Source organism: Paractinoplanes pyxinae, from assembly GCF_026626335.1.
Taxonomy (GTDB): domain Bacteria; phylum Actinomycetota; class Actinomycetes; order Mycobacteriales; family Micromonosporaceae; genus Actinoplanes; species Actinoplanes pyxinae.
The window spans coordinates 639,654-663,339 of the sequence record NZ_JAPNTZ010000004.1 but is presented as its reverse complement, the minus strand read 5'-3'; the positions used below and the strand labels follow the sequence as shown (position 1 = coordinate 663,339).

The window sequence follows — 23,686 nt, the reverse complement described above, 5'->3', positions numbered from 1 at the left end:
AGGGGGGGGGCCCCCCCCCCGGCCCGCCGAGCCGGCCCGGCGGCGGTCGAGCCGGCTGCCGTACGTGGCCGTCGTGGCCGTGCAGCTGCTGCTGGTTGCCGCGCTGCTCGGCCGCGGCGGCGACCTGCGGATCTGGGGTGTCGCCGTGGGCGCGGTGGCGATCACCGCGCTGGTGCTGTCCCGGCAGGTCGCGGCGTTCACCGACAACGAGCGACTGCTGGCCGAGCTGGACAACAAGATGGCCGAGGTGCGCGAGCTGCACGACGAACTGCGCCACCGGGCCACCCACGACGCGCTGACCGGCCTGGCCAACCGCAGCCTGCTCGAGCAGCGCCTCGGGGAGCTGCCGGCCGGCGAGCCGGTCAGCGTGCTGCTCGTCGACCTGGACGGGTTCAAGCCGGTCAACGACTCCTACGGCCACCACGCGGGCGACCAGGTGCTGGTGGCCGTGGCCGAGCGCCTGACGGCCTGGACACCGCACGACGGGCTGGCCGTCCGGCTCGGCGGCGACGAGTTCGCCGTCCTGGTGCCGGGCCCGGCCACCGCAGACGGGCTGGCCGCCGCCATCGAGGCGCCGATCATGCTGCCCGGCCTGGCCGACGTCACGGTCGGCGCCAGCGTCGGCCTGGCCACCGGCTCCCCGGCCGACGCGGGCCACCTGCTGCGCGAGGCCGACGCCGCCATGTACCGCACCAAGGCGCGGCGCAAGAGCGCGGAACCACTAAGTTTCTCTATGTGACCCAGGGGCAGGCGCGGCTCGCCGTGCTCGACGCCCTGCGCGCGGCGCACCGCGAGGGCATCCTGCACCGGGACGTGAAGCCGGCCAACATCCTGCTCGACGGCGACCGGGTGGTGCTGACCGACTTCGGCATCGCGGCCATCGACGACGCGACCGCGCTCACCGCCACGGGCCAGCTCGTGGGGTCGCCGTCGTATCTGGCGCCCGAGCGGATCAACGGCAAGCCGGCCACGACGGCGGGTGACTTGTGGGCGCTCGGCGTCACGCTCTATGCCGCACTGACCGGAACCTCTCCGTTCCAGCGGGAGGACACGCAGGCCACCTTCGCGGCCGTTCTCACGTCAAGACCAACCCCTCCCGCGTACGGCGGGAAGGTGTGGCCCGTCATCAAGGGACTCCTCGAGAAGGATCCGGCCCGCCGCCTCACCGCCGACCAGGCCCGGCCCCTGCTCGCCGCGGTGGCCGCCCTGCCACCGCAGAAGCCCCGCCGCAAGCCCACCTCCGACACGGTCGTCGCGCCCTCGGACACCGTGGCCGCCCCGACCGAAGCGCAGCGCGCTGACGGCCCGACCGCCACCGCCCACACCGTGCTGCTGCCGCTGAGGGCCCGCTCGCGCACGGTCGGGATCGCGGCCGGTGTGGCCGTGGTGGTGCTGCTGGCAGGCGGCATCGCGTGGGCCGCCGGCCGCTCCGGCGGCGACACTCCGGCCGCGGTCCCCTCGCCCTCGAGACCCGCACCGCCGTCCTCCTCGAAGCCGGCCCCCAAGAAGACGAACCCGCTGCTCGACGACTGCCTGGTCGGGCGGTGGCGGCAGACCACGATCGAGGTGGTCAACCACTTCGAGGGGGTCGACTCGCGGTTCATCGGCGGCCGCGGCGTGCTCATGCGGATCTTCCCGGACGGCCGGGTGCTGACCGACTGGAACAAGTCCGGGCCGCTGACCGCCACGATCAAGGGCGCCAGGTACGTCGAGACATTCCGCGGCACCGAGACGGGCCGCGTCCGCACCCGCAACGGCCGCATCTACTCGAGCGAGATCCGGGGCAGCCGCACGCTCACGATCACCCGCAACGGCCGCACGGTCATGGACAAGCGCATCGAGTCGGTGGGCGGCGACCTGCCCTACCTGTGTTCCGACACCACCCTGATCAGCTACGGCAACCGCGACGTCTCGACCGACACCTACGAGCGGATCAGCCGTACCCCCTGACCTGGATATCAGCCTTTCGGAGGGGCCGCGCCGAGGGATCTTCCGGGTACCTTACGGGCAGTGTTCCTCTCCGTTCTGGGCCCGCTGCGCGCCACCGTCCGGGGCGCAGCCGCCGACCTCGGTGGGCCGCGGCAGCGGGCCGTGCTCGCACGTCTCGCTGTCGCGGGTGGCGAGGTCGTCTCGGCCGACCGCCTCGTCGACGACTTGTGGGGCGGCGCCGACGCGCCGGCCAAGGCCCTGGCCACGTTGCAGGTGCACATCTCCCATCTGCGCCGGGCGCTCGAACCGGGGCGGGCCCCGCGCACCCCGGCCACCGTGCTGGTCAGCGCCCCGCCCGGGTACGCGCTGCGGCTGCCGCCCGAGGCCGTGGATGCGTGGCGCTTCGACGCCCTGGTACGCCGGTCCGCCACGGCCGCGCCCGCCGACCAGCTGCGACTGCTGACCGACGCGCTGGAGTGCTGGCAGGGGGACGCGTACGCCGAAGTGGCGGCCGAGCCGTGGGCCGTGCCCGAGGTGGCCCGCCTGGCCGAGCTGCGGCTGCTGGCCGTCGAGTCCCGGGCCGAGGCGCAGCTCGCGCTGGGCCGCTCGGCTGTGGTGGTCGCCGAACTGGAGCGCCACCTGCACGACAACCCGGGCCGCGAGGCCGCCGTACGCTTGCTCGCGCTCGCCCTCTACCGGTGCGGGCGCCAGGGCGACGCGCTGGCCGTGCTGCGCCGCACCCGCGACCACCTGGCCGACGAGCTGGGCGTCGACCCCGGGCCGGTGCTGCGCGCGCTCGAATCGGCCATCCTCACCCAGGCCCCGGCGCTGCTGGGCGAGGTCGCCGTTCCGGTCCTCGCCGCGCCGGCCACCTGGGGCCGCGAGGCGGAACTGGCCACCGTGGCGGCCGCCGCCGAGGAGGCCGCGCTGCACGGCGCGCGCGTCGTCCTGATCGGCGGTGAGGCCGGCGCCGGCAAGACCACCCTGGCCGAGGCGGCGCTGGCCATGCTGGCCGAGGTGGGCTGGCAGACCCGCCGCGGGCGCTGCCCCGAGGTGTCGGGCGCCCCACCCGGCTGGCCCTGGGCCGAAGCCCTGAACACGACCGGCCTGGCCGGGGCCGAATCCCCCAACCCGTTCGAGCTGGGCCGGTCGATCGCCGCCGCGCTCGACACCGGGCGCACGGCCGTGCTGCTCGACGACGTGCACCGCGCCGACGACCTCACCCTGCAGCTGCTGCGGCAGGTGGTCGCCCAGCAGGCCGGGCGACCGCTGCTCGTGCTGGTCACCTATCGCACCACCGACCGCGGCGACGAGCTCGACGCGACCATCGGCGCGCTGCTCGGCGCCACCGCGGCCCACCTGGTGCTGCGCGGGCTGGCCCCGGCCGCCGTGGCCGAACTGGCCCGCCGGCACGGGCTGGCCGAGGCCGGTCCCGAGCTGCTGGCCATGGTGGCCGAGCGCACCAACGGCAACCCGCTGTTCGTGCGCGAGCTGGCCCGGCTGATCGCGGCCGAGGGCGCCGGCGCGGCCGGGTCGGGCATCCCCGCGGGCGTACGGGAAGTGTTGCGCCGCCGTATCGCCCGCCTGCCCGACGCCGTGGCGACCACGCTGCGGCAGGTGGCCGTGCTGGGGCGCGAGGCCGACCTGGACGTGCTGGCCGCGGTGGCCGGGCGCGAGCCGGACGACCTGCTCGACTCGCTGGAGGCGGCGGTGCTGGCCGGGCTGCTCGACGAGCCCGCGCCCGGGCAGGTGCGGTTCACGCACGCGCTGGTGCGGGACACGCTCTACGAGGACACTCCCCTGCTGCGCCGGGCGCGGTTGCACACCCGCGCCCTCGAGACGCTGGACGGCCAGGCGGACGCGGCCACCCTGGCCCGGCACGCGGCCGCGGCGGCCGGCCCGGCCACGGCGAGTGAGGCAGTTCCGTACGCGGTAAACGCCGCCCGCGCGGCCGAGCGCGCCGGATCGTGGCGGGAAGCGGCCGGCGAATGGCGGCAGGCGCTGCGGTTGCGGCAGCTGGCCGGCACCCGGGCCACCGGTCCGGCCGTCGAGCTGCTGGCGCCGGCCGTCACCGCGCACGCGCGGGCCGGCGACTTCGTACGGGCGCGGTCCATCTATCTGAACGCGCTCGCCGCCCACGACGACACCGAATTGCTGGTGGCCTGGGACGCGCCGCTCATCTGGACCACCCGCGACGGGCGTGAACCGTCAGCGGCCGCCGTCGCCGCCATCGAAGCCCGGCTCACCGGCGACCTTCCCGACGACCTGCGCGTACGGCTCCTTCTCGCCCTCTTCCGCGAGCTGGAGGGATACGACGAGGCCGAAGCCCAGCGGGTCAGCGCCGGGGCCCTGACCCTGGCCCGCGGGGTGGACGACGCGCGCCTGCTGTGCGCGGCGCTCAACGTGCGGGCGTACGCGGCACTCGGCCCGGACCTGCGCGAGGAACGCCGGGCGGTGGCCGAGGAGTACCTGGCGTGCGCGGTCGCGGCCGGCCAGATCGACCACGAGGCGGTCGCGCACTGGCTGCTCTTCCTCGACTCGGCCGCCCACACCGAGCTCGACCGGGCCCGGGCCGAGATGGAACTGGCCGTGGCCCGCTCGACCACCGGCCAGCTGGGCAGCCTGCTGGCGGTGGTCGGCATCTTCACGGCGCTGCTCGAGCTGCTGGCCGGGCGGGTCGACGAAGCCCTCGACCGGTACGAGGAGGTGAGCCGGCGGCTGGCCGAGCACGGCGCGCTCAACGGCGCCGCCATGGCCACCGTCGGGCGGGTCGGGGCGGCGGTGGCCCGCGGCGACTTCGCCCCGCTGCGCGACGAGCTGACCGCGGTCGAGGCCGTGTACCCGGGCCGGGTGAGCGACCCGCTGGTGCTGGCGCTGCTCGACGCGGGCGACCCGGAGGTGGCCCGACAGGTGTGGGCCGGGCGCCGGCCGATCGACCGCAACTACTACTGGCTGGGGTTCACCACGCTGCGGGCGCACGCGGCGGCCCGGCTCGGCGACGTCGAAACCGGCGCATCACTGCTCGCCGAGTTGCTGCCGTTCGCCGGCCGGGTCGCCGGGCTCGACTCGGGCACCCTCTACGCCGGACCGGTCGATGCGGCCCTGCACGCGTTGACGGGCGATCCCGCGTACGCGAAATCAGCTGCGGCCCTCACCGAGAGCCTCCGAACACCAGGCTCTCGCGGCGCCTGAACGGCAGCGGCATCAGCTTGATCATCAGGGCGACCGGAAGGCCGCCCTCGCGCCGGGCCTCGGCCAGCTCGTCGCCGGTGCTCACGGCCAGGATGCGCGGCACCTCGAAGCTCATCTTGGCGCCCCGCTTGCGGATGGCCGCCTCGACCCGGTTCCACTCGTCGTCCGAGACGTACTGCTTGATGAGCGGCACGATCGTGCGCTCCTCGTCGGCGATGTGCTCGTGCAGCGTGTCCCGCAGGTCGGCCAGGTCGGCGGCCAGCTCGGGCGAGACGGTGTGGCCCGACTTCAGCGCGGCGGCCCCCTCGCGTACGCGGGAAAGCTTGGGATCCAGCACGGCGTGGTCGTCGGTCAGCTCGGTGAGGTCGACGTGGGCGCCGGCCGCGCGCTCGAGCACCGGCCACAGCACGTCGTCCTCGGCGCTGTGATGGTGGTGGATGCTGTCGCAGAAGTCGGTGATGTAGTCGGCGATCGCGACGGCCCTCTTGCGGTCCGTCTTCGTGGCGGTCAGCGACTTCGTCAGCTCGGCCAGGCGGTCGAGGTCGCGGAGCATGGCGCGGTGGGCCAGCAGCAGCCCGGTGGGTTCGTTGTTCATGCCCTGTACCGTGCCCGGCCCCACCTTTGACCGGCTGAAGAGCGACTTAAGATGCCTGGCGTACGGGGATGTCGGCGGCCAGCCACACCTCGGCCAGCATCTCGAGCGGGACGTCGAGAGCCTGGCTGAGCCCGACCACGGTGCCGAACGCGGGGGCGGGCAGGCGGCCCGCCTCGATCTTGCGCAGCGTCTCGGGCGAAATGCCGGCCGCGAGAGCCACCTCGATCAGGCCGCGGTCGCCGCGCGCGGTGCGCAGGGCGGCGCCGAGACGCCGGCCCGCGGCGATCTGTTCGGGCGTGAGGGGTCGGCGAACCATGCCCAGCACAATACCGCCGATCGCGCGTGGTATAAAAATACCGAGGGCGTCGCGAAGGAGACCACAAGTGATCGAGCTCAAGTCGGCCGACGAGATCGGCAAGATGGCGGTGGCCGGCCAGTTCGTCGGTGAACTGCTGGCCGAGCTGAGCGGTGTCGCCGCGGTCGGCGTCAACCTGATGGACATCGAGCACCACGCCCGCAAGCGGATCAAGGAGCGCGGCGCCGAGTCCTGCTACTGGGACTACGCCCCCTCGTTCGGCCGCGGCCCGTTCCGCAACGTGCTGTGCCTGTCGGTCAACGACGCCGTGCTGCACGGCCTGCCCCACGACTACGTGCTGCGCGACGGCGACCTGCTCAGCATCGACATGGCGCTGGCCATCGACGGCTGGGCGGCCGACTCGGCGCTGTCGTTCGTGGTGGGCACGCCCGACCCGGCCGACCTGAAGCTGATCGAGGCGACCGAGGTGGCGCTGGAGGCGGCCATCAAGGCGGCCCAGCCCGGCGGCCGCATCGGCGACATCTCCGCGGCCATCGGGAAGGTCGCCCACTCGTACGGCTACGGCGTGAACCACGAATTCGGCGGTCACGGCATCGGCCGCACCATGCACGAGGCGCCGCACATCTCGAACGACGGCCGGGCCCGCCGCGGCCTGCGCCTCGACCCCGGCCTGACCGTGGCCATCGAGCCCTGGCTGTGCAAGACCACCGACAAAATCAAGTACGACAAGGACGGCTGGACGATCCGCTCGGCCGACGGCTCCCGCACCGCCCACTCCGAGCACACGGTGGCCATCACCCCCGCCGGCCCCGAGGTGCTGACCCGCCGCCCCGCCTTCGTCCCCTCCAACGCCGCTTAGTGCGGGAACGCCCGCGGAATGCGGGTCGTGGCGAGCTCGTCACGGAAGGCCTGGATGCGGGTGATCACCTGGCGGCGGCCGTATGTGTTCTCGATGCGGTCCAGGTAGAGGCATCGGGCGGCCAACGCGTCCAGGCCGACGGTGAAGTACCCGGCCATCAGCGGATTCACGAACAGGGTGCTGCCGCTGGTGCGCCGGGTGAACTGCACGTTCCCGAACGCGCCGTCGGTGGCCGCCGCGATCTGCCCGTTGACGATGCTTGGCCGGTCCGGCGTGGCGGCGGCCGCGTGGGCGACAGCATCGCGGTAGAGGGTCGCTTCCTTGCTCGTACGGGGAATGAAAGCGCACCGAAGTAGGCGCCCGCACGATCGAGGGCGGCGATGTTCTCGAGCACCTGCACGTGGTTGACGCCGTCGTTGGCGTCGATGCCGAAGCCGAGACAGGTCACCAGCTTCACCGGCACGTCGAGGCCGGCCACGGCGGCCAGGCTGGTGATGTCCTCGACCGGCGTGCCGAGCTCGTTCTCGTCCCCGCGCAGCAGAATGTCGGTGCCGCCGTCGACCAGGACGATCGCGTCCAGCTCCAGCCGCTCGACCAGGTAGCGGTACGCCTCCCGCAGCGACTGGACGCCCAGCGGCGGGAAGGCGTACACGGTCGACGGCAGGTCATGCCCGTGCAGCCAGCGGCTCAGCGCGCCCTCGGGGAAGTACCAGTCCGGGCTGACCGACGCCGGCGTCACCGCCACGACGTGGTCGGCCACCCACGACTCGCGGTCGACCAGCTCCAGCTCGGAGAACGACAGGTTGGCCAGGTGCACCCCGGCGCCGCGCTCCCGCAGCGCCAAGGCCAGCGGAAGTCCGGCGTACACATCGAACCCGCCGCCGGCCCCCGCGATCAGCACATTTCTCGCCGAAGACAGCGCATCGAAAAGCGGTGGGGTGCCCAGCGAGAACGTCACCGCCTGCACTTCTTGGTCAGGCCGTGAAACGGGTGCGACGGCGACGGGCCGTCACGAACGCGGCCGCTCCCGCGGCCAGCAGCAGCACGCCCAGCCCGGCGGCGATCGTCACGTTGCTGCCGGTGACGGGCAGGCCACCGCCGTCGCCGTCGCCGCCGCCACCGCCCTGGCCCGGTGCCGGGATCACGGTCGCGGTCTCACCCGGGGTCGGGGACTCTCCGGGCGTCGTCGGCTCGGCCGAGGGCGTGGGCTCACCCGGAGTCGCGGTTGCGCTCGGCACCGGCTCGCCCGGTGTGCCCGGAGGCGTGGTCGTCGCCGGCGCGCCCACCGTGAGGGCGCCCACCACCATGAGGCCGGAGCTGACCGGCGCGCCGCTGCCCGCAGGGATCCGCCGCGGCGCGTTGATGCCGTGCGAGTACGCGTACATGCCCGGCAGCTGGCGGAGCGCGTCGGTCACGTTCTCGGCTCCCGGCCCGGCCCAGAACGTCGCCCGGAACGCGTACCGGTCGCCGAGCTCGCCCTCGGGCGCCATCAGACCGGAGTCGGTCAGCTCGTACGTCTGCCCCGGCTCCAGGTCGAAGTTGTGCACGTCGCAGAACATCTCCGGCCCGTAGAAGACCTCGCGGGAGACGCCGCCCCCGCCGTACCGGCAGTTCACGTCCGGGGCGGACGGCCGCCACCGCAGGCCGGGGTCGCCGGCGAAGGCGAACGTCAGATCGGAGACGGTCTCCCGGCCACGGTTCGTCACCTGCAGAACGACCTGGGCCTTCTCGGTCCCGTTGCGGACGGTGTACGTGGCGACGGGCGGCCCGGCGACGACGTCCACATCGGTGACCGTCAGCTTCGCCGTCGCGACCACCGGCTCGTACCCGTCGGCCCGGACCGTCACCTCGACCGACCCGGACGTCCCGACCGCCGCACCCGCCTTGGGCTTGACGAGCATCTGCGGCAGCCGCCACGTTCCCGGCGCGCCCATCGCCCCGAGGTCACAGCTGACCGAGCACTCCCGCGCCATGAACGAGACCGAGGCGAACCCGGCGACCTCGCCGGCGTCCACGGTGATCCGCACCCCGGCGAGCGACTGCGGAGCCGACTCCCCCGGAACCAGAACCGGCGGAACGTAGGACCCCGTAACGTTCGATACGCCCACATCCGGCACCACGAGCCGGAACGGCGCCTCCACCGGCGCCGCCACAGCCGGCGACGGCACAGCCCCGACAAGAGCACCAACAGCGGCCGCCGCCGCCACCAGACGGTGAAGCTTGAACACGAATCCCCCATGATCGATTGAAGCCCCGACCGTTATACGCGCGCCGGGCCGGGCCCGCTATGGTCCTTTCGGTCACCTGCTCGGGCGGCGGAAGTCGGTGACGGGTGGGTGCTGCTCGAAGCCCGCCGAGACGTACGTGGCCACGCCGCCGGTGTTGGCGGTCGGGGTGCACACCGTCGCGTGGGAGGAACCCATCTCTTGCAAGGCGGCGGCCGCGGCGACGGTGATGGCCCGGCCGTGACCCTGTCCGCGGTGGTCGCGGTGCACCCCCAGGGGTTCGAGCAGACCCGGTCGTCCCGGGCCGGCCGTCCAGACTGTCGCCGTGGCCACCGCGTTGCCGGCGTTGTCGTAGGCCACGAGGCATCGAGCCCGGCGGTAGGCCGGCGCGGCGGCCATCGTGCGCCAGCGCTCCACTGTGAACGTAGACGTGGGGAACGCCGCCCGCTGCACCGCGACCCGGTCGTGCAGAAGCTGATCCCGTACGTCGTGAGGGTCGATCGTCTCGACCCGGAGCCCGCAGTCCTCGACCGGCTTCGCGAGGTCACGCGTCAACGGGGTCCACGACTCGTCGGCCACCCAGCCGCTGCTGTCGAGAAGCGCCCGGAACGCCCGGCCCGACCGGGCCTCGACGGCGCGGTACCCGTCGGGCAGATCGTCCAGAATCCGACCCGCCAGTACGGCGTCGTCGCCGGCGCTCGGGGCGATGCCCATGCGGATCAAGCCGTCGTCGTCGCCCATGCCGACGGCCACGATTTCGCCGTCCCGGCTCCACACCCGCACCGCGTCGGCCAGCTTCTGCATGCCCAGGCTCCAGTTCCACCCGAGGTCGCCCGGATGAAGCTGCACCGGCCGCCCGGGTCGCTGAAAGCCCGCCACCGCCTCCACGATCTCGCCCAGCGCATCCGGCGTCGCCACCCGCATCACGATCGACATGGGCCGACCCAACCACCTCGCTGCGGTGACTGGTAACGATATTCCTACCGACAAGCGGCGCCTGGTACGGGCGTGTCGGCGGGCCGAGCATCGAGTCATGACCAACACCTTGATCACCGGGGCCAACAAGGGCCTCGGCTTCGCCACCGCGCGGCGGCTGATCGCGGCCGGGCACGACGTGTGGATCGGCGCCCGTGACCCGGAGCGCGGGAAGATCGCCGCAGCCGAGCTCGGCGCCCGCTTCGTGCAGCTCGACGTGACCGACGACGCCTCGGTCGAGGCCGCCGCCGCGTCGCTGCGCTCGGAACTCGGTCACCTCGATGTTCTGATCAACAACGCGGGCATCAACGCCGGCGGCAGCGTTCCGGGCACCGACCTGACCGTCGACGACTTCCGGACTGTCTTCGATGTCAACGTGTTCGGGATCGTGCGTGTCACCCACGCCTTCCTCCCGCTGCTGCGCGCGGCCCCGGCGCCGTCGGTGATCAACGTGTCCAGCGGGCTCGGCTCGTTCCATCAGATGACCGAGACCGAGTGGGGCGAGTGGGTGGTTCCCGCCTACAGCCCCTCGAAGGCCGCCGCGACCATGCTCGCCGTCTCGTACGCGAAGGCTCTGCCCGGCATCCGCTTCAACGCCGTCGACCCGGGCTGGACCCCGACCGACACCAACGGCAACACCGGCCCGCAGACCGTCGAGGAGGGCACGGACGCCGTCGTACGCCTGGCCACTCTCGGCCCGGACACGCCGACCGCCACGTTCACCGACCGCAACGGCACGGTGCCCTGGTAGCCGGGGTTTGACCCCGACGCGGCGTCATGGTTTGCCATGGGCGGCATGAACCGCGTGTCGACGGCCTACCTGGCCTCCTACGTCCTGTCCCTGCTGGGCAACTCCATCGCCGGGGTGGTGTTGCCGTTGCTGGTGCTGCAGACCACCGGCAGCGTGCTCGCCACCGGGACGGTGGCCGTCGCCTCGGCGGTGCCGGCGGCCGTCGCGGGGCTGGTCATGGGCGTGGTGATCGACCGCATCAACCGGCGGACGGCGTCGGTGCTGACCGACGTGATCTCGGCCCTCTCGATCGCCGCGCTGCCGCTGGTCGACGCCACGGTCGGGCTCGGCCTGGGCTGGTTCGTGCTGTTCGCGGTGGTCGGCTCGTTCGGGGACGTGCCGGGGCTGACCGCTCGCGAGGCGATGATCCCGGGCGTCGTCCGGGCCGGGCGGATGGGCGCCGAGCGGCTGCTGGGCCTGCGGGAGGCGCTCGGCGCGGTGGTCATGCTCATCGGTCCGGCGATCGGGGCGACCCTGATCGCGGCCTTCGACGGCGTCACCGTGTTGTGGGTGACCGCGGCTACCTCGGCCGCCGCCGCTCTGGTCACCTTGCTCATTCCCCGTACGGCCGGTGCGATCCCGCCGGGGGCCGGCCGGCAGCGGGTGGTGCTGCGCGACGGCTGGCGCACGCTGGCCGGCTCGCCCTTCCTGCGGACGACCACGCTGCTCAGCGCCGGCCTGGTCGTGGTGCTGGCCGGCTTCCAGGCGCTGGTCCTGCCGGTCTACTTCACCCTCGAGCAGCGGCCGGAGATGCTGGGCCTGGTGCTCAGCGCGCTCGCCGCCGGGCTGCTGCTCGGTGGCGGCACGTACGCCGCGGCGGGTGGCCGGGGCCGCCGGCGCACCTGGTTCGTGACCGGGATGCTGATCACGATCGGCGGCTTCGGCGCGATGGCGACGCTGGCCCACCCGTGGCTCGTGCTCGGCGCCGCGGCACTGGTCGGGCTGGGCAACGGCCTGTTCGGCAGCCTGATGGGCGTCCTGATGGTCGAACGCATCCCGGACGCGATGCGGGGCCGGATCATGGGCCTGCAGAACTCGATCCTCACCCTGGCTCCGGCGCTCGGCATGGGCGGCGCCGCACTGCTGGTCGACGGGTCGGGCGCTCGGACCGGCGCGATCGTCCTCGCCGCCGTCTGGCTCGTCACGGGGGTGGTCGCCATCGGCGTACGGGCGTTGCGCGACCTGGAACCGCGGCCGGCCGCCGAGCCCGAGCTCGTACGCTGACCGGGATGAACAGCGGCGAGATCGCCCGGATGGCCGGGGTCAGCGTCCGTACGCTCCGCCACTACCATCAGGTCGGGGTGCTGCCCGAACCGGCCCGGCGGGCCAACGGCTATCGCGACTACACGGTGGGCGACCTGGTGCGGCTGCTCCGGATCCGGCGCCTGGCCGAGCTCGGCGTCGCCCTCGACGAGATCCCGCCGCTGCTCGAGACCGGCGACCGGGCGGGCACGGTGCTCGACGAGCTCGACCGGGAACTCGCCCAGCAGATCGAGCGGCTGACCGCCCGCCGCGAGGTGATCGCCCGGCTACGCGCGGCCGGAGCCGGCCCGGACACGCCGCCGGATCTGGCCGGCGTGCTGGCGAGTCTGGGCGCCGCACCCGAGCTGCCGGCCCGGATGCTGCAGCACGACCGTGACGTCGTGATGCTGCTGCACCACCGCCTGGACGAGGACGGCCGGGCCGCCCTGGCCGGGCTGCTGCGGCAGGTGGCCGAGCCGGACGTGCTGGCGGCCACCACCGCGCTGACCGTCCGGTTCGCGGCGCTCGAACCGGACGCGCCGGACGCCGACATCGACCGGCTGGTCGCCGACTTCCACCGCGCGCTGGGTCACCTGAGCTACGACGGCTTCGAAGGCGTGGATCCGCGTACCGGTGCGCTCGTCACGGCGTACCAGGAAACGGTTCTCAACGACGCTCAGCAACGCTTCCTGGCCCGGCTGGTCGCGAACGCCGACGGGGCATCGGGACCGCGCCCGAACTGAAATACTCCGGTCCTCCATCGTGGACGGGAGGCACCCATCATGAGTGACGGCGGACCCCAGATCGACACGAGCGTGCCGCACAGCGCACGCGTCTGGAACTACTGGCTCGGCGGCACCGACAACTATCCGGTCGACCGGGCCGTCGGCGACCAGGTGCGTGAGGTGTTCCCCGAGATCGTCGAGAACGCGCAGGCTTGCCGCGCCTTCCTGGCCCGTACGGTCGGCTACCTGGCCGGCGAGGCGGGCATCCGCCAGTTCCTCGACATCGGCACCGGGCTGCCCACCGCCGACAACACGCACGAGGTGGCCCAGCGGCTGGCTCCCGAGTCGCGCGTCGTCTACGTCGACCACGACCCGCTCGTCCTGGCCCACGCCCGGGTCCTGCTCGACAGCTCGCCGCAGGGCGCCACCGACTTCGTCGACGCCGAGCTGACCGACACCGCGACGATCCGGCGGGAGGCCGCGCGGACGCTCGACTTCGAGCAGCCGATCGCGCTCATGCTGATGGGCATCCTGGGCCACGTCGAGGACGACGACGAGGCGCTGGGCATCGTGCGCGGGCTGGTCGGCCTGCTCCCGTCCGGCAGCTACCTGGCCTTCTACGACGGCACCGACACCAGCGCCAAGATCGTGGAGGGGCAGAAGGTCTCCAGCGACGGCGGCCACAACTACTATCTGCGCAGCCCGGAACGCATCGCGCGCTTCTTCGACGGCCTCGAGCTGGTCGAGCCCGGGGTGGTCACCGTCTCGCGGTGGCGGCCGGGGCCGGACGCCGACGGCGAGCCGGCCCACCAGGATTCGTACGGGGGCATCGGCCGAAAGGCCTAGTCATTTTTCCGTTTTTAATACTTTGGGGTTGTTCACAGCGAAATACTAGGATTCGCCCAGGTTACGTGGTCTTATCTTCCTCGACAGCGTCTGTCAAGAGAAGGTAGACATGAACCGACTTACTCGAATGCTCACGATGACCGGCATGGGCGTCTTCGCCGCCGTCTCGGTCGGCGCCGCTCCCGCCATGGCGACCACGGGTTCGACCCAGGCCCCGGCCCAGGGCGCGAGTTCCGCTGCCAAGACGACGACGACGGCCCCGGCCCGGAGCCGCATCATCGACATCTACTCCAGCCGCACCTCGTGCCACTACGCGGGCCGGCTGGGCGAGCGCCGCGGCGCGTGGGACGACTACGACTGCTACCGCGTCCGTGGCGGCTACGCCCTGCGGGTCAGCTTCGACTCGTGGAGCGACTGGAACAACTGGGACGACGACGACTGGAACGGCCCGTGGGGCATCCGCGGTCACCGCAACCACTTCCGGGGCAACGACTTCCGCGGCGGCCACCGCTTTAACGGCCACCGCTTCAACGGTCACCGGGGTAACGGTCACCGCTTCCCCAGCAACGGCGTCGGCGCCCGTCCGGCCCGCCCGGGCCAGGTCCCGCCGATCGGCACTCCGTCGCCCTCCTGAGGTCGACAACCGCACCACCGAGTCGAGCCGCATCCCCGCCGGGGGTGCGGCTCGCCGCTTTTCCCGGCCCTTCGGCACCGGGAACGAGGCGATTGATCCAAATAGGCGAGGACGCCTGCGGTTCATGTGAAGGCCGGCGAAAGAATCATTTCATTCGTGACCATGAAAGCGTCAATGCGATACCGGTGAGGCCGAATCCGCCCCATTCATCGACCAATTCACTCACGAGTCGCCGGGGTGAAATAGATTGACGTCGACCCGGAGGACGGGCAAGACTCCTGCTCAGTACAGCTGTATTTGCCGGTGATCGGCCGAACAACTCCCAGCGCGCGGGTAGTTGCACGGCGGCAATAAACGATCACGGCAGGATCTCGAGGCTCGCTCCGCACGATCTCCCATTCGTGCGTCCCTCCAATGAGGAGTCAATCAAAATGATCCGTAGAATGGGCGCCGCACTGGCCATCGCCGCCGGTGCACTGGCCGCAGTCGGTGTTGCCGCGCCGGCCGTCGCCGCGCAGGGTGACAAGATCATCGATTCCGGCGAGGTCGTGGTCTGGAAGGACACGGGCTTCACCGGGCAGTTCTACGACTTCGGGACCACCTCGCCGACGTCGTACCCGAACTTCACCACGCCGAGCTTCGCGAACTGCCCCAACCTCCAGGGCTGGTTCGTCAACGCGGACGAAACCGCCCGCGAGCCCGAGGCGACGGCGGCCGGTCTGAAGTTCGAGCCGGCCGACCTGATCCACCGCAACATCAGCGGCGTCACCACGGAAAACCTGACGCCGGGAACCTACGTCGCCTCCGTGGCGCCCAACCAGCCCTCGTTCTTCTCGGTCGAGGTGGACGAGGGACCCGGCACGTACGGGACGCTCCGCTACAAGCCCGCCACCAACACTTGGACCATGGTGACCGGCGGCGTCGAGTACGAGGACGCGGACCCGACCGTCGTGGTCACCGAGGCCGGGAAGAGTCACAAGGTCGTCCGGTTCGGCGTCGGCTTCACGCAGAACCCGCCGGGCAACGTCACGACGGTCGTCAGCTCGGTCACGTTCAAGGGCACCACGTACCCGCTGACCTGCAACCAGACGTTCGGCGCCCCGCCGAACGCGACGGCCATCGACAACAACACCAGCAGCATCATCAACTACTCGAACAGCTACGTGCGGGCGTACGCCAACGCCAACTACCAGGGTGCGTACATCCAGCTGCTGCCCTACGGGCAGTCGGTCGGAACCCTGAGCTACGCATACTCCAGCCTGGGCAGCCTCGACAACCAGCTGAGCTCCCACAAGGTGGCCGGGCCCTGACCCGGACGCGGACGTAACCGGATAACCGCAGCCCGGCCTGCCTCCGCGGGCCGGGCTGCTCCGAGCAGAGGAGCCGCCGCAATGATCAGCGCAAAGCGTGTTCTCATTCCTCTCGGTCTCGCCGCGACCGCCGCCACCATCGGCGCTTGTACTACCGGGCCGGCCGTGGCGCAATCGGGAGAACCGCCGATCGGGGCCATTCCCGCGGTCACCTCCGGCGCCGATATCGTCCTGCCGCTCGACGTTTATCTGCTGACCGGTGAACAACAGGCAAAGCTGAACGCGGCGGTGACCACAATCGGCCGGGATTGCCTGACCCGATTCGGCCTCGCGTGGCCCGTGAATCGGCGGGCCCCGGTCGACGGAACGCCCAGGAACGCGCGTCGGTATTCGGTCATCGAGGCGAAGAAAGCGGCGACCATCGGCTACCATGCGCCCGAAACGGCGCCGCCCCCGGTCGATCAGAAAAAGCCGACCGCCGACGCGATGAATGTGTGGGCGGGCCGGGGCGAACAGACTTTCCGCGGGCAACCGGTTCCGGCCGGCGGCTGCGCCGGGGAAGCCGTCCGGGAACTCTCCCGGGGTGCGCCCGAGGCCGATCCCGGCCTGGCCGAGCGGATGCAGCTCGACACGTACAAGCAGGCGAAGGCCGACAGCCGGGTCACCCGCGTGTTCGCCGAGTGGAACAAGTGCATGAAGGCCAGGGGCTACAGCTATCCCGACCCGTACACCGCGGCCGGCGACCAGCGCTGGCAGACCGCCCAGGCCGGTCCGGCCGAGATCAAGGCGGCCACCGCCGACGTGGCCTGCAAGACCGAGACCCGGGTGCCCGGCGTGATGCTGGCCGTGGAGACCGCCTACCAGAACCGGGTGGCGGCGCAGCAGAAGACCGAGCTGGCCGCGATCAAGCTGTACCTCGAGACGCAGCTCGCGAACGCCGCCGAGAAGGCCCGCTGAGGCTGATCAGGCCGGCGGCCGGGAGCGGTGCAGCCGGCGCAGGGCCAGGGCCAGCTGCAGGCGCAGGCGGCCGCGCGGCTCGCGGACGTCCCAGCCGAGCACCGGAATCGTGTGAGCCAGCCTGTCCTGCAACGTGGAGTGGTGCACGCGCAGGGCGGTGGCGGCGGCGCGCAGGCTGGCCGTCTCGGCCACCGCGTCCAGGGTGGTGAGCATCCAGGGCGCTGTCGCGCGGTCCAGGGCCCGTACGTCGGGCACGGGCTCGGTGCCGGGGCCGACCGCAGCGGCCAGCAACACAAGACCGCCCAGCTCGTCGGCGTGCACGACGCGGCGGCCCGGATCTTGCTCGGTGCCCTCGGCGGTGAAACGCAACGCGACCCGGGCGGCGGCCCACGACTCGGGCAGGGCGGCCACCGGGCCGGCCGGGCCGACGCCGGCTCGGTCCAGGGGTGGCTCGGCCGATTCGGGGTGCAGCGCGGCCGAGCCGTCCTCGAGCGCGATGGCCCGTACGCGATCGGTGGCCTTGTAACCGAGCCGGGCGGCCGCCTGCAGACGTGCGGGTTCGTCCGCCTCGGCGTCGACGACCAGCTCGATCAGGGCCGGGTCGGCCTGCGGCGGGTGGCCGCGGGTGCGGTCGAGCACTCCCTTGGCCGCGGCGGCCGCCCGCTCGAGCACCATCGCCTCGACCGGACCGGGCGGCCCCGGCTTCTCGAGCCAGAGAGTCGCCTCCCCCACCGCGGCCGACATCCACGCCGGATCCAGGCCGGCGGCGGGGGCCGTGGAGCCGTCGGGCTGGACGCGCACCTGGACGCGGCGGGTGTCGTCGACCAGCCGGGCGGGACAGCCGGCCAGGACGGCCGCCCCGCGCACGATCGTCTGCAGCCCGGCCCGGGCCTCGATCAGGCGGTCGAAGTACGCGATGACGCTCAGTGCGGCGCCCGCGTCGGGGTCGAGCGCGGCCAGGCGGACGGCGAGGTCCTTCACCGCTCCATCCTCCCTCGCCCCGAGCCGATCGCGGCTCAGCCGAGCAGCCTCTTGAGCCAGCGCACCCGGGCCGCCCGCGCCTCCTGCGACACGGCGGCCTGCGGGGCCATCATGTCGAAACCGTGGAAGCCGCCCGGCCACACGTGCAGCTCGGCCCGGCCGCCGGCCTGCCAGAGGCGGCTCGCGTAGGCCACGTCCTCGTCGCGGAACGTCTCGGCCGAGCCGACGTCGATGAACGCCGGCGGCAGGTTCGCCAGGTCGGTGGCTCGGGCCGGTGCGGCGTACGGGGAAACATCCGGTCCACCCCGGGCCGCGCCCAGCAGCGCCGTCCACCCGGTGTCGTTGGCCGTCCGGTCCCAGACGCCGCGCCCGGCCATCTGGACCGCCGACGGGGTGTCGTTGCGGTCGTCGATCATCGGGCACAGCAGCATCTGGCCGAACAACGCCGGGCCGCTCCGGTCACGGGCCAGCAGCGCCACCCCGGCGGCCAGCCCGCCGCCCGCGCTGGCGCCCGCGATGACGATCCGCTCGGCGTCGATGCCCAGCTCGGCCGCGTGCTCGGCGGTCCAGACGAGGCCGGCGTAGCAGTCCTCGACCGGCGCCGGGTCCGGGTGCTCGGGGGCGAGCCGGTACTCGACCGACACGATCACCGCGGGCACCTCGGTCACCCAGTCCTGCAGCGCGTCGACGCCGCTGCGGTTGTTGCCGACCACCATGCCGCCGCCGTGCGTGTGATAGATCGCCGGCAGCGGGGTGGTGTGGCCGGTCGGGGTGAGCACGAGCAGTTCGACCTCGGGATCGCCGGCCGGGCCGGGCGCGAGGTGGCGGGCCACGGTGAACGCGCCGCCGCGGGACAGCTCCTCGTCGCTGAGGTCGGCCATCACGCCGCCGGTGCGCATGGCCGGGATCATCTCGGCCGTGATGGCCGACGGCAGCTGGGCGCCGATGACGTCGAGGGCCGCAGCCAGCTCGGGGTCGAAGGGCGGAGGCGGGCCGACGGTGCCGCTGGTCTCGGGCAGAACGCTCGTCATGGGAACCCCTTTGTTACGAGAAGGTTTCCTCATTCTGTGATCCGGACCACCGCGGGCACAGCGCCAACCGGCGGAATCTGCCCGCCATCCGGCGGCGTAGGGTCGCGGTATGCCGACGATCACCAGTAGCGACGGGGTCCGCCTGAACTACGCCGACGAGGGCGCCGGGGCGCCGGTCGTGCTGATCGCCGGGTTCTGCGCGCCGCTGGAGAGCTGGGAGTTGCAGCGGGCGGCGCTGGCCGCCGCGGGCTTCCGGGTCATCGGCTTCGACCGCCGGTCGCATGGCGCGTCGGAGTCACCGCCGTACGGGCAAAGGTTGTCGCGCCACGGCCGCGACCTGCAAGAACTGCTGAGCGCGCTCGAGCTCGAGGACGTGACGCTGATCGGCGGGTCGATGGGCGCGAGCACGGTCTGGGCCTACTACGACCTGTTCGGCGCCGAGCGGCTGAGCCGGATCGTCACCGTCGACCAGACGCCCAGGATGGTCAACGACGGCGACTGGACGCACGGCTTCTACGGCCTGACCCGGCAGAACGTGGGCACGTTCTTCGACAACGGCATCCCCGAGACCGGGCGCGGGCGGCAAGGCGACCGGCTGACCGGCGTCCAGCGCGTCGCCGAGGCTCTGGGCCGCATGCCGGTGTTCGCCGATCCGCGTACGCCGGAACGAAGGGTCTTGCTGCAGAACCACGCCGAGCAGGACTGGCGCGACGTGATCGCCCGCGTCGAGGTGCCCAGCCTGTTCCTGGCCGGACGCGAGAGCCAGCTCTGGCCGGCCGAGCACGCCGAGGCCGCCGCCGCGACCAACAAGCTGGCCACCGTGGTGACGCTGGACGACTGCGGGCACGCGGCCAACCTCGACCAGCCCGAACGCACCAACGAGGCGATCCTGGAGTTCCTGAGGTGAAAGAGCTGCTCGAGGGGCTCGACGTCGTCGACGACCCGGACGTGCTGGAAAGCCTGAGCCACGACGACGCGGAATGGGCGCCCTACGGCCGGGCGGTCGCCGCGGTGCGGCCGAGAACCACTGATGACGTACGGCGAATTGTGGCCGCCTGCGCCGAGCGCAACATTCCGATCGTTCCCCGCGGCGCCGGCACCGGCCTGTCCGGCGGGGCCAACGCGGTCGAGGGCGCGATGATCCTCGACCTGTCGAAGATGAACCGGATCCTCGAGATCGACGCCGAGAACCTGACCGCCACTGTGCAGCCGGGCGTCATCAACAACGACCTCAAGGCGGCCGTGGCCGAGCACGGGCTCTGGTATCCGCCCGACCCGGCCAGCGCGCCCTGGTCGACGATCGGCGGCAACGTCTCGACCAACGCGGGCGGGCTGTGCTGCCTCAAGTACGGCGTGACGCGCGACTACGTGCTGGGGCTGGAGGCCGTGGTCGGCGGGCCGGCCGGGCAGTACGGCACGGTGGTGCGGCTCGGGCGGCGCACGACCAAGGGGGTCAGCGGCTACGACCTGGCCGGCCTGTTCACCGGGTCGGAGGGCACGTTCGGCGTCGTCACCGAGGTCACCCTGCGGCTCCGGCCGGCTCGGCGCGAGGCTCCGCGTACGGTCGTCGGGGCCTTCGCCAGTGTGGTCGCGGCGGGCGAGGCGGTGGCCGCGCTCACCCGGGCCGGGCTGCTGCCGGCCGCGCTGGAACTTCTCGACCGTACGTGCCTGCAGGCAGTCGAGGACTGGAAGCACTTGGGCCTGGAGGCGGACGCCGCCGCGCTGCTGCTCGCCCAGCTCGACATGCCCGGCGCAGCCGGCGACGAGGAGGCGAGCGCGGTGGCCGAGGTGTTCCGGGCGGCGGGCGCGCTGTGGGCCGAGCAGTCGACCGACGAGATCGAGGCCGAGGCGTTGTTCGCGGCGCGGCGGCTCGCGTACCCGGCCCTGGAACGGCTCGGACCCGTGCTCACCGAGGACGTCTGTGTGCCCCGGTCCCGCGTACCGGAAATGCTCTCGGCCATCGAAGAGATCGCCGGACGTCACGGCACGACGATCGCCACCATCGCGCACGCCGGCGACGGCAACCTGCACCCGCTGATCCTGGCCCCGGCCGGCGACGAGGGAGCGCGCCGAGCGGCCCAGTCGGCCTTCGAGGACATGCTGAGCGCGGCCATCGGCATGGGCGGCACGGTGACCGGCGAGCACGGCGTCGGGCTGCTCAAGCGGGCCGGCATGCGGCAGGAGCTGGACCCGGGCGTGCTGGCCATGCAGGTCGCGATCAAGCAGACTCTGGATCCGTTGAACCTCTTCAACCCCGGCAAAGTGATCGGATGAGCCCGTGCTCAGTCTGCTGCTCGCGGTCTCGGTCGGCCTGGCCGTCCTGGTCTGCACGAGCCTGGCCCGCCGGTTCCGCCTAGCGCCACCCGCGCTGCTGCTGCTGGCCGGCGTGCTGCTCGGTTTCCTGCCGGCGCTGCGGGCGGCCCACCTGCCACCCGAGGCGGTGCTGCTGGTCTTCCTGCCCGTGCTGCTCTACTGGGAAAGCTTCACGTCGTCGCTGCGCGAGATCCGCTCCAACCTGCGGGTCATCGTGCTGCTGAGCACCGTGCTGGTGGCCGCGACGGCGGCGGTCGCGGCGGTGGCGGCCCATGCGCTGGGCCTGCCGTGGGGGCCGGCCTGGGTGCTGGGCGCGGCCGTGGCGCCGACCGACGCCACCGCGGTCGGGGTGCTGGGCCGCTCGCTGCCGCGCCGGTTCGCCACCACGCTGCGGGCCGAGAGCCTGGTCAACGACGGCACGGCGCTGGTCATCTACGCGCTGGCGGTCGGCGTCACGGTCGGCGAGGACCACGTCGGGCTGGCCAACGTCTCGGGCATGTTCGTGCTGGCGTACCTGGGTGGCGTGGTGATCGGCGCGGCGGTGGCCTTCCTCGCCGTCCAGGCCCGCAAGCGGCTCGACGACCCGTTCCAGCACAACATCATCGCGCTGGCCACACCCCTGGCCGCGTACCTGATCGCCGAGGAGGTCGAGGCCTCGGGCGTGCTGGCCGTGGTGGTCAGCGGCCTGTGGGTCAGCCGGGTGTCGCCGCGCCTGTTCTCGGCCGAGTCCCGGCAGTACGTCGGCACCGTCATGGGGTTCCTGACGGCCCTGGCCAACGCGGCGCTGTTCGTGCTCGTCGGGCTCGAGGTGCAGTCGGCCGTCCGCGAACTGGACACTGTGGACCTCACGCAGGCGCTGGTGGCGGTGGTCGCCGTCTCGGCCGCGGTCATCGGGGTCCGCTTCGCCTGGATGTTCACCAGCCCGTACGTGATCCGCCTGCTCGACCGGCGCGAGGTGCAACGATCGAGGCGGGTCGGGGCCCGCGGCCGTACGGTCATGGCCGCGGCCGGTTTCCGGGGCGCAGTGTCGCTGGCGGCCGCGCTGGCCGTGCCGCACTCGCTCGAGGACCGCGACCTGATCGTCTTCGTCACGGCCGGCGTGATCGCGGTGACGCTGCTGGTCCAGGCGCCGCTGATGCCGCGGATCGTCCGCTGGTCCGGCCTCACCGACGACGGCAGCGCCGAGAAGGAACGCCGCCTGGCCGAGATCACGGCGGTCGAGGAGGCCATCGACGCCCTGCCCGCCCTGGCCGACCGGGAGGAACTGGCCGACCAGCTCCGGGCCCAGTTCCAGCAGCGCCTGGCCCTGCTCCGCGGCAACGGCTCGGACGCCGGCCTGAGAGCCGACCGCGACGTGCGCCTGGCCGCCCTGGCCCACAAAAGAGACACAGTGGTCCGCCTGCGCGACGAGGGCACGATCGACGACGAGGTGCTGCAACAGATCCTGACCGGCCTCGACTTCGAAGAGGTCCAACTACGCCACTACACCTTCGGCGACCACGTCGACCGGTGACCTTCGGCCCTGCCGGACGGGACCACTGCCCGCCTAGCGTCGAGGGCGAGGAGGTCGAGATGAAGACCTGGACCGTTGACGACGTGATGACCCAGGCGGTCGTGTCCGTGCGAGAGACCGCCTCCTATCGAGAACTGGTCGACCTGCTGATCGCGCGGCACTTCAGCGCCGTGCCGGTGGTGGACGAGGAGCACCGGGTGAGCGGCGTGGTCTCCGAGACGGACCTGCTGCGCAAGATTCAGTACGCGGGCGACGACCAGCCGCGGCTCTTCGAACGCCGCAGCCGCCGCACCGGCCGCGCCAAGGCGTCGGCGGGCACGGCGGCCGACCTGATGAGCACGCCCCCGGTCGTGGTGGCGGCCGGCACGCCCCTCGCCGCGGCCGCCCGTACGCTCGACGACCACAAAGTGAAGCGGCTGCCCGTGGTCGACGGCTCCGGCCGCCTGATCGGCATCGTCACCCGCGGCGACCTGCTCAAGGTCCACCTTCGCCCCGACGACGACATCCGCCGCGACGTCCTCTCGGTGGTCCTCGAACCGGTCGGCGCCGAGGTTCACCGCGGCACGGTCACCCTGACCGGCCGGGTCGACCGCTGGTCCGCCGCCGACCGGGCCGAACACCTGGCCCGCCAGGTGCCCGGCGTCGCCGACATCGTCAACGCCCTGACCTACGACTTCGACGACAGCGGCCTCACCGGCCCGGGCGCCATCATCGCCGTCGCGTAGACCGGAGGGCCTGGCGCTTGGCTCGGAACATTCGCCACAGGAAGGCTGGGGTGGGGGGCACCCAGCCCAGCTGGGTGGCCATGCCGAAATCGTCGCGGTTGGCCCAATGCTCGGCGACCAGGCCATCCCTCATGCGGAACCAGTGGGTCTGCGTGATCGCGAACGTGCGGCCCGTCGGTGGCATGGCCTGGGCGACCTCGCCGCGCTCGTTGTAGGAGATGAAGGGGCCGGTCTGGCGGCCGGACATCGTGCAGTGCACGGCTACCAGGTCGCCGTCGGAGACGACGTCGTGGATTTCGAAGGCCAGGTCGGCGAACCCCTCCCGCAGCCAGTGGGCGGTGGCGGCGAACGCGGCCGGGCCCTCGCCGCGGCAGGCCGGGGGCTCGTCCTTCGCTTCGCGGTTCGTTGCTTGCGGGTGTACGACCTGGGCCAGCTCGTCGAGGTTGCCGGACGCCATGATCGTCATGGATCGGATGCAGGCCTCGGTGTCGATGGTGCGCATGATTCCTCCACGGAGCGATATCGGAT

The 23,686-nt window shown here is 72.4% G+C and carries 23 protein-coding genes and 1 pseudogene; 15 read left to right on the top strand and 9 right to left on the bottom strand.

All coding sequences use genetic code 11. From position 1 onward, the window contains the following. Window positions 1-238: 238 nt before the first annotated feature. The 3 genes and pseudogenes from OWR29_RS14305 (at window position 239) to OWR29_RS14295 (ending at window position 5,121) form a co-directional block, all read left to right on the top strand. Window positions 239-739, top strand: a complete 501-nt coding sequence (locus tag OWR29_RS14305) for a GGDEF domain-containing protein (protein WP_267563275.1) — start codon at window positions 239-241, stop codon at window positions 737-739. Continuing rightward, window positions 691-1,950: pseudogene (locus OWR29_RS14300) on the top strand (serine/threonine-protein kinase); the annotation flags it as partial. The gene OWR29_RS14305 and the pseudogene OWR29_RS14300, both read left to right, overlap by 49 nt. Before the next feature lie 60 nt (window positions 1,951-2,010). Beyond that, a complete protein-coding gene (locus OWR29_RS14295; RefSeq protein ID WP_267563241.1) occupies window positions 2,011-5,121 on the top strand; it encodes an ATP-binding protein in 3,111 nt (1,036 codons plus the stop codon). On the opposite strand, the gene OWR29_RS14290 is transcribed toward OWR29_RS14295, so the two are convergent. Together OWR29_RS14290 and OWR29_RS14285 are read right to left on the bottom strand one after the other, a co-directional pair. Further along, window positions 5,081-5,716, bottom strand: coding sequence for a hemerythrin domain-containing protein (locus OWR29_RS14290; RefSeq protein WP_267563240.1), 636 nt, complete (start codon window positions 5,714-5,716; stop codon window positions 5,081-5,083). The two genes, OWR29_RS14295 and OWR29_RS14290, sit on opposite strands and share 41 nt — an antisense overlap. A gap of 46 nt (window positions 5,717-5,762) precedes the next feature. Beyond that, complete coding sequence (locus OWR29_RS14285; protein ID WP_267563239.1) at window positions 5,763-6,032, bottom strand: helix-turn-helix domain-containing protein; 270 nt, start codon at window positions 6,030-6,032, stop codon at window positions 5,763-5,765. Between the two features lie 67 nt (window positions 6,033-6,099). On the opposite strand from OWR29_RS14285, the gene map reads away from it, so the two are divergent. Then, window positions 6,100-6,891, top strand: a complete 792-nt coding sequence (gene map / locus OWR29_RS14280) for a type I methionyl aminopeptidase (protein ID WP_267563238.1) — start codon at window positions 6,100-6,102, stop codon at window positions 6,889-6,891. On the opposite strand, the gene OWR29_RS14275 is transcribed toward map, so the two are convergent. From OWR29_RS14275 to OWR29_RS14260, 4 genes are all read right to left on the bottom strand, one after another. Next, a complete protein-coding gene (locus OWR29_RS14275) occupies window positions 6,888-7,061 on the bottom strand; it encodes a hypothetical protein (protein WP_267563237.1) in 174 nt (57 codons plus the stop codon). The two genes, map and OWR29_RS14275, sit on opposite strands and share 4 nt — an antisense overlap. Then, window positions 7,058-7,849 carry a DUF1152 domain-containing protein gene (locus OWR29_RS14270; RefSeq protein WP_267563236.1) on the bottom strand — a complete coding sequence of 264 codons (792 nt, stop codon included), beginning with the start codon at window positions 7,847-7,849 and terminating at the stop codon, window positions 7,058-7,060. Before OWR29_RS14270 ends, OWR29_RS14275 begins: the two co-directional genes overlap by 4 nt. A 16-nt stretch (window positions 7,850-7,865) precedes the next feature. Next, entirely contained in the window at window positions 7,866-9,119 is a 1,254-nt protein-coding gene (locus OWR29_RS14265; RefSeq protein WP_267563235.1) for an LPXTG cell wall anchor domain-containing protein, read from the bottom strand. Window positions 9,120-9,191: 72 nt separating this feature from the next. After that, a complete protein-coding gene (locus tag OWR29_RS14260) occupies window positions 9,192-10,052 on the bottom strand; it encodes a GNAT family N-acetyltransferase (RefSeq protein ID WP_267563234.1) in 861 nt (286 codons plus the stop codon). Between the two features lie 97 nt (window positions 10,053-10,149). On the opposite strand from OWR29_RS14260, the gene OWR29_RS14255 reads away from it, so the two are divergent. The 7 genes from OWR29_RS14255 to OWR29_RS14225 all read left to right on the top strand — a co-directional run bounded on the left by OWR29_RS14255 (window position 10,150) and on the right by OWR29_RS14225 (window position 16,595). Continuing rightward, a complete protein-coding gene (locus OWR29_RS14255; RefSeq protein WP_267563233.1) occupies window positions 10,150-10,842 on the top strand; it encodes an SDR family NAD(P)-dependent oxidoreductase in 693 nt (230 codons plus the stop codon). 45 nt (window positions 10,843-10,887) lie between these two features. Then, entirely contained in the window at window positions 10,888-12,105 is a 1,218-nt protein-coding gene (locus OWR29_RS14250; RefSeq protein ID WP_267563232.1) for an MFS transporter, read from the top strand. Window positions 12,106-12,110: 5 nt separating this feature from the next. After that, window positions 12,111-12,866 (top strand): MerR family transcriptional regulator, encoded by a 756-nt coding sequence (locus OWR29_RS14245; protein ID WP_267563231.1) that lies wholly within the window; start codon window positions 12,111-12,113, stop codon window positions 12,864-12,866. 39 nt (window positions 12,867-12,905) lie between these two features. Then, window positions 12,906-13,694, top strand: coding sequence for an SAM-dependent methyltransferase (locus tag OWR29_RS14240; RefSeq protein ID WP_267563230.1), 789 nt, complete (start codon window positions 12,906-12,908; stop codon window positions 13,692-13,694). Between the two features lie 109 nt (window positions 13,695-13,803). Then, entirely contained in the window at window positions 13,804-14,328 is a 525-nt protein-coding gene (locus OWR29_RS14235; protein ID WP_267563229.1) for a hypothetical protein, read from the top strand. Window positions 14,329-14,759: 431 nt separating this feature from the next. After that, window positions 14,760-15,638: a hypothetical protein gene (locus OWR29_RS14230; protein ID WP_267563228.1), complete on the top strand. Its 879-nt coding sequence runs from the start codon at window positions 14,760-14,762 to the stop codon at window positions 15,636-15,638. Between the two features lie 81 nt (window positions 15,639-15,719). Beyond that, window positions 15,720-16,595, top strand: a complete 876-nt coding sequence (locus OWR29_RS14225; RefSeq protein WP_267563227.1) for a hypothetical protein — start codon at window positions 15,720-15,722, stop codon at window positions 16,593-16,595. Window positions 16,596-16,601: 6 nt separating this feature from the next. On the opposite strand, the gene OWR29_RS14220 is transcribed toward OWR29_RS14225, so the two are convergent. Next, entirely contained in the window at window positions 16,602-17,576 is a 975-nt protein-coding gene (locus OWR29_RS14220) for a helix-turn-helix domain-containing protein (protein WP_267563226.1), read from the bottom strand. 35 nt (window positions 17,577-17,611) lie between these two features. Then, complete coding sequence (locus OWR29_RS14215; RefSeq protein WP_267563225.1) at window positions 17,612-18,607, bottom strand: alpha/beta hydrolase; 996 nt, start codon at window positions 18,605-18,607, stop codon at window positions 17,612-17,614. Window positions 18,608-18,716: 109 nt separating this feature from the next. On the opposite strand from OWR29_RS14215, the gene OWR29_RS14210 reads away from it, so the two are divergent. The 4 genes from OWR29_RS14210 to OWR29_RS14195 are packed head-to-tail and all read left to right on the top strand — an operon-like array spanning window position 18,717 to window position 23,158. Then, a complete protein-coding gene (locus OWR29_RS14210; RefSeq protein WP_267563224.1) occupies window positions 18,717-19,514 on the top strand; it encodes an alpha/beta fold hydrolase in 798 nt (265 codons plus the stop codon). Next, window positions 19,511-20,881, top strand: coding sequence for an FAD-binding oxidoreductase (locus tag OWR29_RS14205; RefSeq protein ID WP_267563223.1), 1,371 nt, complete (start codon window positions 19,511-19,513; stop codon window positions 20,879-20,881). Before OWR29_RS14210 ends, OWR29_RS14205 begins: the two co-directional genes overlap by 4 nt. A gap of 4 nt (window positions 20,882-20,885) precedes the next feature. Then, window positions 20,886-22,433, top strand: a complete 1,548-nt coding sequence (locus OWR29_RS14200) for a Na+/H+ antiporter (RefSeq protein WP_267563222.1) — start codon at window positions 20,886-20,888, stop codon at window positions 22,431-22,433. Between the two features lie 59 nt (window positions 22,434-22,492). Continuing rightward, complete coding sequence (locus tag OWR29_RS14195) at window positions 22,493-23,158, top strand: CBS domain-containing protein (protein WP_267563221.1); 666 nt, start codon at window positions 22,493-22,495, stop codon at window positions 23,156-23,158. On the opposite strand, the gene OWR29_RS14190 is transcribed toward OWR29_RS14195, so the two are convergent. Continuing rightward, complete coding sequence (locus OWR29_RS14190) at window positions 23,142-23,660, bottom strand: ester cyclase (RefSeq protein WP_267563220.1); 519 nt, start codon at window positions 23,658-23,660, stop codon at window positions 23,142-23,144. The genes OWR29_RS14195 and OWR29_RS14190 overlap by 17 nt on opposite strands. Window positions 23,661-23,686: the final 26 nt, after the last annotated feature.